At 52.8% G+C, this 13,891-nt stretch carries 15 protein-coding genes; 6 read left to right on the top strand and 9 right to left on the bottom strand.

Annotation, left to right across the window (positions count from 1 at the left end; all coding sequences use genetic code 11):
- Nucleotides 1–330: 330 nt before the first annotated feature.
- The gene (locus tag F1E05_RS00100) at nucleotides 331–762 is read right to left on the bottom strand and encodes a GNAT family N-acetyltransferase (RefSeq protein ID WP_150045978.1); all 432 of its coding nucleotides are present in this window, start codon (nucleotides 760–762) and stop codon (nucleotides 331–333) included.
- Between the two features lie 570 nt (nucleotides 763–1,332).
- Between F1E05_RS00100 and F1E05_RS00105 the strand changes: the two genes are divergently transcribed.
- Entirely contained in the window at nucleotides 1,333–2,616 is a 1,284-nt protein-coding gene (locus tag F1E05_RS00105) for a lipase family protein (protein WP_190303209.1), read from the top strand.
- A 108-nt stretch (nucleotides 2,617–2,724) separates the two neighbouring features.
- Here F1E05_RS00105 and F1E05_RS00110 read toward each other — a convergent pair whose 3' ends face one another.
- From F1E05_RS00110 to F1E05_RS00125, 4 genes are all read right to left on the bottom strand, one after another.
- Nucleotides 2,725–3,918 (bottom strand): NAD(P)/FAD-dependent oxidoreductase, encoded by a 1,194-nt coding sequence (locus tag F1E05_RS00110; RefSeq protein WP_150045980.1) that lies wholly within the window; start codon nucleotides 3,916–3,918, stop codon nucleotides 2,725–2,727.
- A gap of 292 nt (nucleotides 3,919–4,210) precedes the next feature.
- Nucleotides 4,211–4,741, bottom strand: coding sequence for a metal-dependent hydrolase (locus F1E05_RS00115; RefSeq protein WP_150045981.1), 531 nt, complete (start codon nucleotides 4,739–4,741; stop codon nucleotides 4,211–4,213).
- A gap of 22 nt (nucleotides 4,742–4,763) precedes the next feature.
- Complete coding sequence (locus F1E05_RS00120; RefSeq protein WP_150045982.1) at nucleotides 4,764–5,420, bottom strand: VOC family protein; 657 nt, start codon at nucleotides 5,418–5,420, stop codon at nucleotides 4,764–4,766.
- Between the two features lie 17 nt (nucleotides 5,421–5,437).
- Nucleotides 5,438–6,358 carry an FAD:protein FMN transferase gene (locus tag F1E05_RS00125; protein WP_150045983.1) on the bottom strand — a complete coding sequence of 307 codons (921 nt, stop codon included), beginning with the start codon at nucleotides 6,356–6,358 and terminating at the stop codon, nucleotides 5,438–5,440.
- Between the two features lie 435 nt (nucleotides 6,359–6,793).
- On the opposite strand from F1E05_RS00125, the gene F1E05_RS00130 reads away from it, so the two are divergent.
- From F1E05_RS00130 to F1E05_RS00150, 5 genes are all read left to right on the top strand, one after another.
- Complete coding sequence (locus F1E05_RS00130) at nucleotides 6,794–6,982, top strand: hypothetical protein (protein WP_150045984.1); 189 nt, start codon at nucleotides 6,794–6,796, stop codon at nucleotides 6,980–6,982.
- A gap of 353 nt (nucleotides 6,983–7,335) precedes the next feature.
- The gene (locus F1E05_RS00135; protein WP_150045985.1) at nucleotides 7,336–8,532 is read left to right on the top strand and encodes a ComEA family DNA-binding protein; all 1,197 of its coding nucleotides are present in this window, start codon (nucleotides 7,336–7,338) and stop codon (nucleotides 8,530–8,532) included.
- Between the two features lie 407 nt (nucleotides 8,533–8,939).
- Nucleotides 8,940–9,119 carry a hypothetical protein gene (locus F1E05_RS00140; RefSeq protein ID WP_150045986.1) on the top strand — a complete coding sequence of 60 codons (180 nt, stop codon included), beginning with the start codon at nucleotides 8,940–8,942 and terminating at the stop codon, nucleotides 9,117–9,119.
- Nucleotides 9,120–9,599, top strand: a complete 480-nt coding sequence (locus F1E05_RS00145) for an RDD family protein (RefSeq protein ID WP_150045987.1) — start codon at nucleotides 9,120–9,122, stop codon at nucleotides 9,597–9,599.
- A 51-nt stretch (nucleotides 9,600–9,650) separates the two neighbouring features.
- On the top strand, nucleotides 9,651–10,037 hold the full coding sequence (locus F1E05_RS00150) for a hypothetical protein (RefSeq protein ID WP_150045988.1): 387 nt from the start codon (nucleotides 9,651–9,653) through the stop codon (nucleotides 10,035–10,037).
- Nucleotides 10,038–10,154: 117 nt separating this feature from the next.
- Here the strand turns inward: F1E05_RS00150 and F1E05_RS00155 are convergent, their stop codons facing one another.
- From F1E05_RS00155 to F1E05_RS00170, 4 genes are all read right to left on the bottom strand, one after another.
- Nucleotides 10,155–11,195: a TIGR03790 family protein gene (locus tag F1E05_RS00155; RefSeq protein ID WP_150045989.1), complete on the bottom strand. Its 1,041-nt coding sequence runs from the start codon at nucleotides 11,193–11,195 to the stop codon at nucleotides 10,155–10,157.
- A gap of 44 nt (nucleotides 11,196–11,239) precedes the next feature.
- Nucleotides 11,240–11,794: a FlgO family outer membrane protein gene (locus F1E05_RS00160; protein ID WP_150045990.1), complete on the bottom strand. Its 555-nt coding sequence runs from the start codon at nucleotides 11,792–11,794 to the stop codon at nucleotides 11,240–11,242.
- Nucleotides 11,795–11,949: 155 nt separating this feature from the next.
- The gene (locus tag F1E05_RS00165; RefSeq protein WP_150045991.1) at nucleotides 11,950–12,471 is read right to left on the bottom strand and encodes a YcxB family protein; all 522 of its coding nucleotides are present in this window, start codon (nucleotides 12,469–12,471) and stop codon (nucleotides 11,950–11,952) included.
- A gap of 24 nt (nucleotides 12,472–12,495) precedes the next feature.
- Nucleotides 12,496–13,797, bottom strand: coding sequence for an NAD(P)/FAD-dependent oxidoreductase (locus F1E05_RS00170; protein WP_150045992.1), 1,302 nt, complete (start codon nucleotides 13,795–13,797; stop codon nucleotides 12,496–12,498).
- Nucleotides 13,798–13,891: the final 94 nt, after the last annotated feature.

A 13,891-nucleotide genomic window follows, 5' to 3' on the forward strand; every position in this document is an offset into this window, starting at 1 on the left:
AGGGCTCGTCAACGGCCAAAGCCAACAACTGTGCCAGCATCCAAGCGGTGGAGCGAATTTGCATCCGGGGTTCCAGCACGGTGCGCGACTGTTGCCACAGATTGCTAATGCCCCAGCAGCGTTTCGGATGATGAAACAAGGGATCGATGCCCTAACGGCGAGCATACCGTTCGAGAATGGCCGTGGCCGCTAACAAGTATTCCTCTCAACCAACTTTTGCATATAACGAGCTATTGCGCCCAGCTACAATCCAACCGTGTTTTGCTCAAAACGGTGCAGTCTGAAAACATGAGTCGAGCTGATTTCCAAGCCTAGAATGCAAATAGCCGATTAATCCTCGTAGAGCAATCCCCAATCCAAGGCTTGCCGGGCATCGGCGAAGATGGCCATGGCCGCGCGCATCCGCTTAAAACCCAAACGTCTATAAAACGATTCATTGCCCGGGGCGGTGTAAAGAATGATTTTGCGGTGTCCGCTGGAAAATTCGACTAACTTACTTATGATGGTTTTACCTATCCCCATACCTTGATGACTGGGTAAAACCGCTACGTCGCAGATATACGAACAATCCACGCCGTCAGCCAAGGCCCGGCCGGCGCCCACCAACTTGCCGGCATCGAATGCAAAACAAAAATACCGGCTATTTCCGAAGGCGGTTTTTAGATCGTTCGGATCTTTGTCACCCAACGGGGCTAATTTGTACAGTTCGGATAACACCACCCAATCGATTCGGGTAGGCGAATATACCCATTCCACAGCCATTTTATTTCTCCCGAATCGTTATCGCCGTTGCTTGACGGGTTTGCCAAGCAAGCAGACAGTTGATGAAAGACGGAATTGTCTTACGAAAGTTTGTGCGCAAAGAGTCCCTTTCATTCGTCAGCCTCGCTGAATGCCTGAGGTCGACTCTGATCCGAGGCCGATTAACAGTTTTAACGAATTTGGCGGATGACATGCCTAGCGCCTATACTGATTTGGCGCATTTGCTTAAGTCCCATTGCCTTATTTTGACGGCGGATTGCGCAGCCTAAAAATAATTTTAAATATTTGGTGCTCGATGGCTAGAGAGTTTTACCGGCTTGCGGGGATTTCGATTGGTATTTCTTGCCTTATAGGCAGGTAATAACCGCAGCGATTCTCCGCACCGGTCGATTCTTAAGCGGATTGCCGGTGCAAAATACTCGCTTATTCCGGCGAGCAGAGGAGGATACGTCCATGTTACCCCATTCTTACCCAAAATCCCCCAAGCAAGCGCATCCGCGCAGCGCAGACAATGACTATAAGTACCGGCCGGCGTTACTACTCACTTTTCTAATTTCGGGGTGTTCGACCATGACAAACGAAAATTTTATTCAGCCGTATCAAATTCAACGTGACGCGGCAACCACGCAAGCAATACAAGCCACCAGCGGTTTCGACACCGATGAGGCAAAAACTATGTTGGAAATGTGCATAGAACTGAATAACCAGGACGACCGCAACAATCCGGATCTGCCCGACCCTGAACACCAGTTTTATGCAAATCCTGTCGGCTGGGATTTGGTGTACGACAGCCGTATGCCGGGCAATACCCAATGGAATCGGCAATTTCCCTACACGGATGCCGACCGAGCAGAGGACAAACCAAACCCGAACGATATCAAGACTAACGGCATCAAACCTTTGAACGGGGCTTGGCTGTTAGCAAAATCGCAAATCCATCGCGGGGTTTATGCCTTGGCGGTGCGCGGTACGGTAGCTGAATGGCAAAGTATACTAACAGACGCCTACGCCACCACAATACCGGCTTTCGCCGGCGTTGAATATCCCAAGAATCACACGCTACCCATAGTTTTTGCCTCTACCCCCATGGCGGAAGTGCATCTGGGTTTTGCCTATGCGGCCTTAGGGTTGTTGTTAGACGACCAACGCGGCGTGCTGACCCAGATAAAACGCGTGTTAGCAAACGAGGACATTTCCAAGCTGTATATTACCGGCCACAGCCAAGGGGCGGCGGTAGCGACCTTGATTCAAGCGTTTCTGTATTACGCCATTCAAGAGGAGACCATTCCTTACGGCTTGGAGACATTAAAACACACCCAAATTAAATCCTATCTGTACGCCCAACCCAAGCCGGGCAATATGCAATTCGGATACGATTTCGCCCGCACCAGCAAAAATCAGGCATTCGTGATCAATAACGACCGCGATCCCATCCCGCAAGTACCGTTGAGTTTGGAATCGGTCTCCGAGGTGACCACCATCGTCGAAGCCGATAATGCCGATATTACCGTGGGCAGCAAAGTAGCCCAGCTGGCCAGTAAAATTACCGATGCAAAAAACGACGTGCGCGGCTTTTTCTCGGAAGTACCGATAGATGCAATGGTCAAAAAGTTTAAAGACGCCGAGATTAGCGAGTCGTTAGCACGTTACTTCACCGATTACCGGGCGCCGTTAACCGACGCCAAAGCGAAATCCTTGAACTACACATTAGCCGGCCAATTGATTCCGGTATTCGGTTTGGAAAAAGGCGGAGACCTATATCCGATAGAAGCTATCGACGGCAAGATCAAAGCCGACATCTTGCTGCAACACCATGCCACCAGTTACCGTAAGTTAATCGATCAACAATTGTAGCTTGAACGGCTAGTCATCTTGGAACTCTGGCTGGATACGGAGCGGATAGCGCCTTTATCGGAAATTGATGTTTCGGGATGGCGCAAAAAACAACGCTTACCCTGTTGGTCATGCCGGCATTTGTCGGCCGGCTAACAGCGTTTTTTGCAACGCGTTATCGCTTACCCACAAATCGCCTGCCAACAAACGGGCGATTTGATCCTTCAACTGCGGATTACGGTCGGCTTCGAAAAACAAGTTATGCACGATGTTCGACTGATAAAAACGCTCCACGAACATGCGCATGGTGTTGAAACCCAGCCGATAGGCTTCGTCGTCGGTTGCGTGCAAAGCCGGGTCGGCTTCGCAGCCATCGGCCAAACCTTGATGAATCCGGTCGGCGATGCGAGCCGCGCTGGTGAAGGCCAAAAATACCCCGGAGGAAAAAACCGGATCCAAAAAGCCCGCCGCATCGCCGCAGCAGGCATAGCGCAGCCCGTAACGGCGTTGATTGCTGTAACTGAAATCCGCTTCCACTCTTATCGGCCCGCTTTGTTCGACGCCGGTTAACAACCGCGTCAAGAGGGGGGATGCGGCTAAGTAGCGGCGCAGCAAGCTATCCGCATTGCCGTCGTTGGCGCGCCGCTGTTGTACCACCAAACCGACGCTTAACCGCCGTCCGGATAGCGGAATAATCCAAATCCAGCCGATATCGACCACAGGCACGTAGATGTTGCCGGTTCGAAACAGTTCATCCGCTTCGTCGCCAGGTGGGATATTGTCGAAATGGGTATAAACGGCAAACTTACCCAGGTTTTCTATCTGCTCTATGCTTTTGGCCTGCTTACCCATGATGGCGGCGCGCCCGCTGGCGTCTATCAAGTAGCGACAGCGGTAACGACCTTGTTCGCTCAGCACGTTTACCGCTTCGGTTAGGCATTCCACGCCGATCACGCCTTCCCGCTCGCGCGTCGTTACGCCGTGTTTGCCGGCGTTTTCGAATAACAATTGGTCGAACGGCGCCCGCTCCAGCTGGTAAGTTTTCCGGTAGGCGCTCAGCGGAAAACTCATGCGCTGCCCACTGTGCTCGTCAATGAATACCGCACCGCTTTTAAACAGGTTGCCCTGACTCCAATCTATACCCAAACGTTGGACTATCGGCTCGCTAAAAGGCAGCATGGATTCGCCGATGTGAAAGCGCGGATGTTGGTCGCGTTCCAGCAGTAAAACCTTGTGGCCGTATTGAGCTAATAGCGTAGCCGCAGTGCAGCCGGCCGGCCCGCCGCCGGCTACGATAACGTCGAAATCGAATTGGGTTTGCATGGCGTAAAGCGAGAAGATGGGTAATGTGGAGCCGGTCTATTCGTATCCCGTGTCGGCCGAATAATGCCGCAGCTCATATATAGAGCTGCGCAGTAGCTGCGTGCCGCGGATTTTAGCACTTCTGCCAGCAAAAGCCGTGCGGCCTTACTCAACCGGCTTAACCGCGAAATCCGCCGATGACTACCTGTACGGCTCGGCTAAAAACCATACGAGCCGGGAAACGCAAGCATACCCGCTGGTAAGCCGTAGCGGCGCTTTGTCGCGTTAAAGCGGACGGGTTGACTGGTCAATGCTAGCGTTGCCGAAAATAGCGTAGCACTGTGGACAAACCGAGTAGCGCCAAGCACGGTAGCCAGACGTATTGAACTTCCGATGCCAATACGGAAAGTCCCCGTTCCGATAAAAATCGGCTCAGGCTTAACGGTGATACGGCGATCGGTCTGACCGGCGCAAAAAATCGTTCGCCGGAAAACGGCCATAAAAACGCGATGCCAAAACCGCCGTTAGTGAACGCGTCCAACACGCCATGCGACAAGGTCGCCGCAGCCAAAAACCAAAATGCCCGTTTGGCCGGCACGCGCAAGAACTTGGTCAACAGAGCCCCCACAGCGGCAACCGTCAAAGCAAACGCAGGCGAATGGCTGAAGCCCCGGTGGCCGAAATCATTCTGGTAAGCAATGCCCAGCCGAAAGGCCAGTACATCCAAATCGGGTAACATGGCGGCGACGATACCCGCCAGCAACAATCGTCCGGGAATGTGGTCGCGGCCCAGCCCGCAAGCCAGGGCGAGCGGTACGGCGGCATGAGTGATAATGGTTGGCATTTGCGTGGGTAGATCTACGTTTCTAAAGCCGGAAGCCGCTAGCTCCACCGATTCGGCGCAGGCCGGCCGGCGTTTGAATGGTTGCAGCCAGATGCGGACTCATTCCCGGCGGAGGTAGCGAAACCGAGAAGCAATCGTCAAAACCTATGTTTGCCAAGCATTGCTCGATTTGTTTTGCTTGGGGGTGAAAACCTTCCAAACCCACAAGCTTGCAGCCGCTATCCGCGAGCTTGGCGGCGGGATGCCGATCTGCCGGCCATTGAATCAGTTGCGGAGCTACGCCTTGCATCACCAAATCGCCGTTTGCAGGTATCGAAATCAACCATTCCAGTTCGCCTCGGCACATGGGCTCGATCAGGCCCAAAGACAGCGAGGATGCAGCGCAAGCGGCCTCTATGCTGTCGGTATTGGCTACCCAAGCACGCAAACAGGGTGGGGTCAGGCCAAAAGCATCTAGCTCGAACCAGCGCGACCTGTTTGGTCGCGCTGCGGCCGGGTCTACGGCGATGACTTCCAAATAGCAGCTTTCGCCCAGCTTTAACAGACGGTTATGCGTACCCATGCGCGGATGAGTCCCGCCCGGTACCGGTTCCACCCCGAGCAGATTGCGCAGGTAATCGGCTCCCGCCTCCAGCGTTGGTGCGGTGACAACCAAGTGATCTATACGTGAGCGCGACATACCGATTCATTAAGGATTCAAGAGGGGTGCGGCGTTATTCGGCCGCCACTGGCGCCATGTACGTCCACCCATAAATAAGGCAATTCCAGATTGTTTAACCAGTCGATACCTTGTTCCTCTTTCAACATGGCAATCGTCGATGCGCTGCCGGCAACCACGCAAAATTGTCCGACCACGGTCACAGCCGCCAAATGAGCGACCGGCCAACCGGTTTTAGGATTCAATATATGTCCGTAACGAACGTTATCTAAGGTAATGCAGCGTTCGTAATCCCCGCTGCTAGCCACAGCGCCTTCGTATAACTCCAGCGTATCCAACAACGCATCGTGCCGTCTAGGATGCCGAATCCCTATGCGCCACGGGCTACCATCGCTGCGCGGGCCGATGACTTTAATGTCGCCGCCTAAATTCACTACGCCGTGTTTTACGCCATGGCTGTTGCACAATGCAGCCGCGCAATCGGCCGCGTACTCTTTAACGACGCCGCCGAAATCGATTTCCATGCCGGCAACCGAAAAAGCCAGCTGCGGCCTATGCCACAAGACTTTGTCCCAACCGACTTTGGCGATTAAAGTCTCGATTTCCCCGGATTCCGGCAATTTCCCACTGTCGAAGCGCCAAGCGCGGCGCAACAAGCCGGAGGTAATATCGAACAAACCGTCGCTTTGCTCGTAGCAGGTTACCGCATAGTCCAGCAAGCTGGCGGTTTCGTCGTCTATGTTTATGGCCCCGCCTGCAGCGGCAACCCGATTAATCTCCGATAAAAAGCTATCCGGCCGATAGCGCGAATAACGGGCTTCCAAACGCTGCACGTCGGCGACCGCCGCATCGATGGCTGCATTGGCCCGAGCGACACTGCTAGCGAATACCTGAATTTCGCAGGGTGTCCCCATGGCCTTGAATTGACGGCGAACATACTTCAATCCGGATTTATTCATCTGTAACAGCGTTCTAATCGGTTTGCGGCCTTTACGAGTGAAAATTCGTTATCCCTGTCGGCTTAGCCCTCTATTCAACAGCGCGGTATAACATGATACCTTATCCGAGCCATATGTCGGTCAAGCTTGCCAGTTAGACGAATGCTTGACTTTAGCAGCCTTCGGCACGGTTTCAGCGTTTAGTAGCCGATCACTTTGCAGCATTTTAAGACACTCGGCGATTTGCGACGCAAACGATCCCCAACCGACCTTTTGTCCGTCTACCGCAACGCACAAAAGCTTGCATAACGCCAACGACGCGGCTGTTTTTCGCGCTTTGCCGCCGAACAAAAACCGGCCTCATGCGGAGATATTGATTCTTGGTCATCGCAGGCTGCGGCCGGGAAGGCAGTTGTTAAAACAATCTGATGAATGGGTACATTCGGGAGAAAAAAGATGGCCGGCAATTGGGTAAAAATGCTTTGGCTGAGTCTAGTGCTCGGCGGCTGTAGTTTGGATCAGGCTGAACGCCTGGGATACGATGCCGTGCAGAGCTTCAGACAACAGCAATGTCTACGGGCACCGGCGGACAATTGCGATGCAAAACTAAGCTACGACGATTATCAACGTCAGCGTCGGCAGTGATAGCCAATGACTGACGGAGCGAGATAGGGCCGGGCGGCGGCGCGGCACAGCACCGTTCCAACCATGTCGCCGTATCCTTTCTCCACACCGACGCCGTTACCGGCAAGCGAAGCGAAATCCATTTATCCCGCTTATTTTCGGATCGACTAAAGCGACAATAACCGGTTGATTTTTGCACCAAAATACAACGCAATATTCCAAACAAAATTACCAGCTCCAATACTTCAAATAAACCAAAATGCACTCAATTAGTGCATAACAATTTGTTTTTACTGGTTTTTTATGCTTAAATAATTATTGCTTTAAAAATAATTTTTATATAATGGAATTTCCTTAACTATGGAGATAATTCCATGTATGCAATACAAAATCCGATAATCCCGGTTTCGGCGGCGGAACTCACTCTCGACGGTAATTGCGGTTATCATATCTACAACGGCCGTATCGCGATTAATATCGGCAATATTGCTAATCGCCGCGAACACGGCAACCTTAGCGGCACGCTTTCCATCGAGTTGTGGGCCCTGCAAAAGCCGTACCGGGGCGGCCAATTTTCCGGATTAGCGCTAGCCGGCACAACGATAGGCGAACTAAGAGGACAGCACTTTATTGGTCCAAGCACTTGGGAATTAGCGGCCCAAGAACCGGCGGAAGGCGAGTGGTATTTAACCTTGATGTTGCGTGAATGGAACGGTTTGGCCTACGAAACCCGGGATTTCGTCAACTTTGCGGTTCCTTATGTTGCGGCGGGCAAACCGGCCGTGGTTCGTAATCCGGGGAACAACGTAATCAACGTCAGTTTCGTCGAGTACAAAAAAGCGATCTCGGTGGACGCACAATCCGGTCATACAGTTTGTAACGAATCCGCGATTGAAGCGCAAGCGACTAAGCCTGCTGCGGCCGGTCTGGCCTTGCATGGCAATTGCGGTTACGAGGTATTGGATAAGCGCATCACCCTACATGTCGGTGAAATCGCTAATCTGCGTGCCGAAAATACTGTCAGCGGCGACTTGTCGCTCGAGTTATGGGCTTTGAAGCAAGCCTATCAAGACGGCGATTTCGACGGTTTTGCACTTGCCGGCATCCCTATCGGCGAATTGTGCGGTAAACATTCGATTTACGCCTCTCAGTACGAGCTGGACTATCAAGAACCGCCGGAAGGCACCTGGCAGTTGAGTCTGATGCTGCGCGAGTGGAACGGGCAAGCCTACGAAACCCGCGATTGCATTAACTTTGCGCTACCTTTATCGGTCAGGACTAAAAATACAGTTAGCCGTAAAGACCCAGATAACGTCATCAACCTCGGCTTTCAGGATACAAAAAAAACCGTAGCTCCCGCTAAACTGCCGGTGGCTGCTGTCGCCACTCCGCGCACCACCTCCATTAATTTGGCGACGGCGGATCAGCTGGCCGAGTTAAAGGGTGTACCCAAGAAAACAGTAGACAATATTGTTGCGGCGCAACCTTTCGATTCGTTCGACGATTTGTCGAAAGTTAAAGGCGTTGGCCCTAAGTTGCTCAAACTGTTGCGCGAGCTGTTTTCGCTTTAAACTTGCCACCGCAGTTAGTCGTAACCTTTATCAGCCGTTTTAGCGCTTGTTGAGCTGAACGACCGGGCGTGCCGAATTGCGGCGCGCCTGAGGAACGCGTATAGATTTCTTGCCTGGTTTAACCGCTTAAAGCAGCCGCTTCTCCAAAGCAACATAGCTTCCGCCATTTGCAGCGACCAACGTTTTTGCGCTTGGGGTTGCCTCGGTTTTTCTAACCGAAAAAGGCGCCGATAAGAACTGCGCTGGAGTTTTGGCGCTACATCAGCCGCTTAGCTTTTTGACGCGTGACTGCCTCACACTTTTATATACCTACTCGATATAGTAGAATCATGCTCCGATAGATTCGATTTCACGGCGCATAAGAACAACACGTTCGGTTTGGTAGCTATTGTTAGGAGTGAGGGGATATGTTTAAAAAATTGATGCTCGGTTTAATCGACCAGCCTTTGTTTACTAGTTTGTTTGTGGCTGATTTCGCCATTCTATTGTTCCATAGACCGCCATTCCTGTTCTCCTTGATGATGGTGGGAGCACTGGTTGGCATGAGTATGTACATGGGACAAAAATTCGAGTTATTCCGCAAGTAATTGTCGCAAGATAAAGTCCAAGGTTTTGTTAAACCCGCCGTCGACCGCGCGTCGCCGGCGGGTTTTTTACGCCGCTTAGGCGCAGCGTGCTACGACGCGCTGCTACTGTTGGCCGTGTGGTTTTTCGCCACGGCTTTGCTGTTGCCGCTAAATGGCGGAGAGGCCTTTCGGTCCGGGCAGTGGTGGTTTCCGCTATACCTGTTGGCTATCAGCTTCTTGTTTTATGGCTGGTTTTGGACCCACGGCGGCCAGACTCTCGGGCTAAAGGCCTGGCGCTTGAAGTTGTGCGGCTCAAGCGGCCGGGCTATCGGCTGGAAACAGGCGGCGATTCGATTTTGTGCCGCAGCTTTATCCTGGGCCTGTTTCGGATTGGGTTTCATGTGGTGTCTGTTCGACCCCGAAGCGTTGGCTTGGCACGACCGTCTGTCCGGAACCCGCCTGCTGCACCTGCCGGCCGAAAAACCCGGCAGTGAAAAATGATTATGCTATAGTCCTGACTCCACCTAATATTCGCTCTGTCGGGAGAATACAATGAGAACAATAACAACACTTTTGTCCCTGTGTGCAGCGCTAACGGCCTTTTCCGCCAACGCAGACATCAAACTCGAAAATAGCTCTAAAATACTTGGAACCTGGCGGGTCGACGCCGAAGCGGCGGCGTTGGACAAAGAGAAGAAAGCTTTGAACGTGACGTGGGAATTCCGTAAAGACGGTACTTTAATGACGAGCGCTGAAGACACCCGCGGCAGAACCAAAGAAATGGATATTGCCGTGAATTACAGCGTTGAAGATGGGGTGATCAAAAAACAAACGTCGCCGGGACGCGAGAAATACGAGGATTGTCATGTAGTGGAAATGGAAGGCAAGAAGATGGTTTTGAAATGCAAGTATTTGTATTTCTTCATGACTCATCAATAAACATCGATAGAGTCCGGCAATCGGATTGGCGGTTGCCGGCTTTTACCCTTATCAACCAATCTCCCCTTCTCCGAATATCGGCGCCGCGATCTGCTACGGCGAACTAACAAGTTAGGGTTAACGAAAACCGAACGGTCTGGCTAACGGTTCGCCGACGAATAGGCCTTGGCCGGGTTGCGCCACACTTTTCCAGTAAGCTTCGATGACTGTGCTGCCGCGCAAATAGTTGTACAGCAACAGGCCGGGGTTAGAAAACTTTACCGGAAAATTGCACGGCTCCACGACCGCTCCGTAGCTGGCGGTGGCCCCTGCCCGCAGCCATTCCATGACATTCATTTGATCGCTGCCTGACATCACGCCGCCGGCCGAGGTCAGATGATCCGCAACCGCACCGGGCAGAAACACATTGTCGCTGAGGTGAGGCACCCGAATCAGACCGGTAAAATAAAACATCACGTCCTTACGTCCCTGGATATAGTCGGTTTCCAGATATTGCACCGACCAGTAAGGATTTAAAGCGGCGGCGACTTTTGGAAATGCTACCGCGCGTGAGCTACGGGCTTTGTCCTTGGTTTTAAGCAAATACGCCGTGCCGCGTGGCTGCGAAAAGTCGGAGGCGATACCTCGGTCTATCAGGCGCTTGGCTTCGGCAAAATCGGCGGCCGCAAGCGTCATGGCCGGGCGCCAACCGTAGGTGTCGAAAGGTTTGCCGGTGTCACTGGCAAAATACGGGCTGCCGCGGGTTTGTTGGCAGCCTTTTGCGCAAAACTCGCGATCGAACCCGGCGGCGAAAGCCGTGGTGATCGACATGCATTCGACTCGAAACGGCTGCAGCCAAGTCAAGGCAAAGGCTTGCACGCGCTTCGGCGTTTTGGCGTCTACTTGCTGTTTGATGTGTCTGAATTCGCTTTCGGTCAACATGGCTTTCCGTGGTGGAAATTGCACATGAATGACCCGATCCGGCGGGATATGCCGCTGTTCGGCATAGTAATCGGCGATTTGCCGGCTTAGCGGATCGTTATCGTTTACGATCACCGCTAGATCGTCCGCGCTTAACGACGGGGCCGGACGGTACAACGGAGACAATTGCGCCCGGGCTGAAGTCAGGCTGAAAAAAGCGGCCGATAAAAAAGCAAGGATGAGTAGCGAACGAGGCATGGCGGAAAAAGGCTGGCGTACGCGGCCGCCAGCCGAATTCTCTGTTATTTGTCTTCGCTGACGGGCGGCGTCGTCATCGCTTTGGCATCCGGTCCCATGGGGATCGAATAATCGGTGGACGATATGATGTTTTGGGTGGACAGCTCGACCACGCGCAATGAAATGTAAACGTTTTTGCGGCCGGCAGCATAAGTGCCGAGTACGATGGCGTTGGCGTGCACGTTGTTCAACGCGTCTTTAGTCGGCTGCGGTAGCTCTAAAATGCCGGCTTCGTTTTTGGCAAGGATTTCGGTGGGCAATTCCATACCCATAACCCGATAACCGGCGTTATGCAGCGCGGAACTCAACTGATCCGACACAATGCGGCCGAACGGTAGGGTTTGCCCCAGATCATTGACGTTGACCAAGGAGTTGATCACCACCAGACTGCCTCGGGGGAGCGGAGTTTTCAGTTTTTGCAACAACAGTTCGGCGGCGTCGTAGCTGACTTCCACCAAATCGTCGTCCTCGACGTCATGGCGATAATAACTAGGGGTGCATCCGCCGAGCAAAGCCAGCGCCAGCGCGGCGTAAGCAAGCGTTTTGGTGTGGTGGTGCATAGGGCTATCTCCAGTTAAATTATAATTACGGCCTATCGCCGGAAACATGGCTAGGGTTAAAGTGTAGCAGAGGCGGGATTATCCGGCCCCTGAACATTCGCGCAGCGATGCCGCGGCCCGTATTCTTTAACGGCTAGCTGTGCCGCTGAATGGCCTCAGCTGAATCGTTCGATCATGTTCTCCGCTTGTTTGGCGAAAGCTTTCAAATCTCCGCTTTTCACGGTTTCTCTGGGAATGACGATAGCCGCGTCGATCGCCACGTAAATATAAACATAATCCTTATGCCGCTCTACCCGCAGCATTTCGGCCCAAGGGGTTTTGTGTTTGCCGCCGGGAGACTTTTCCAACAAATGTTCGGGCTCTATCTTCAGTTGGTGAATACCGAACATGGCTTTTTTTTCGGCATCGGTGTACTGGTTGAAAAATTGCCGGCGCATGTCGATTTTCATGATGAACGGCGAGGCGATAGCCCAGCCCAGCGCCAGCAAGGTTATGTAGGCCGTAGTCATCATATCGGTGTAATACACGTAGTAAAACAAGCCGAATACCAGCATCACGCCCGGTACCAGCATCCGGTTGGTGCGAATCTTCTTTTGTAGTTCGGCATCGCCGGCCATGCGCAGCTCGTTAAAGTGGACTAAGTCTTTATCGCGAAATTCGTATTCGATTTCAAACATGCAAACGTCTCGTGGGGATGGGGTTTAGTGCATTTTGATTTTGGCGTGCGTACTGCGCCGAAACAGATTGGACAAGGTCAACATGGCGGTGCGGAAGTAACCGTGAATCGCTACCTGATGCATTTTGTATAACGACAAATACACCATGTAAGCGATAAAACCGCCGACGCTGACGGTACCCATCAAGCTGCCCATCAACGAGCCGACCGTGCTGTATTTCCCCAACGATACCAGCGAGCCGTAATCTTGATAGATAAAATTAACCGGCGGTTTGCCTTTTAAACGGTTGCTCAGCGTTTTGGCCACTGTAGAGGCCATTTGGTGCGCGGCTTGGGCGCGTGGCGGCACGTTGCCGGTGCGGCCGCTCCAAGCGCAAGCGGCGCAATCGCCGATGGCGAAGATGTCGGGATCGCTGGTTTGCAATGTGGCATCCACTAGCAGCTGATTGATGTGGTTGGTTTCCAGTCCATCCAAGTTTTTCAGCCAATCCGGAGCCTTGATGCCGGCCGCCCAGACTTTCAGATCCGCGTCTATCACTTCGCCGTCGTGGGTATACACGGCGGTTTCGGTGACTTCAGTTACCCTGCGGCCCAACTTCAGATTGATACCCAGCTTGGACAATTGTTCCATGGTCGCTTGCGACAACCGCGCCGGTAAAGCCGGCAGCAGTTGGGTGGCGGCTTCTATGATGGTGATGTCGACTTGAATCGAACCTTCCAGGCCGTACGATGCCAACAATTTGGTCATTTGCAGCAACTCGGCCGACAATTCCACCCCGGTTGCGCCGGCGCCTACGATGACGATGGACAAGGGTTTGTCGCGTTGTTGGCTTTGTTTGGCATAGGATTCCACGTAGTAAGTTTCCACCAGTTGTTTCTGGAAACGGAATGCTTCCTTGGTGGTGTCGATGAAGCGGCAAAATTGGTCTACGCCTTTGATACCGAAGGTATTGCTGACGCTGCCGACCGCCATGACCAGCGTATCGTATTTGAAACGGCGTTGCGGAACGACGATTTCGCCCTTTTTATTGGGTATCGGGCCGACAATGATTTCCTTGGCGGCCCTGTCCAGGCCTTCCATGCGGCCGAACAAAAAGCGGAAATGGTTGCGGTAGGCCTGGGCCAAATATTCGATTTCCTCGGCTTCGGCCAAGGTACCGGAGGCAACTTCGTGCAGCAGCGGTTTCCAGATGTGCGTGGAAGCGGCGTCCAGCAGCGTGATGTCCGCCAGGCCGGATTTACCTAGTTTGTGGCCCAGTTCGGTGGCTAACTCCAAGCCAGCCGCGCCGCCGCCCACGATTAAAATTTTATGCGCATCGTTCGCCATGTCCTATCCCCCCTTGTTGTTTTAGTTATGCTCTGATTCGGCAAACGAATCCATGCGGCGTTTCCGGCTGTATAGCGCTGTAGCTGACTAAGTT

This window comes from Methylomonas rhizoryzae (assembly GCF_008632455.1).
Classification (GTDB): Bacteria; Pseudomonadota; Gammaproteobacteria; order Methylococcales; family Methylomonadaceae; genus Methylomonas; species Methylomonas rhizoryzae.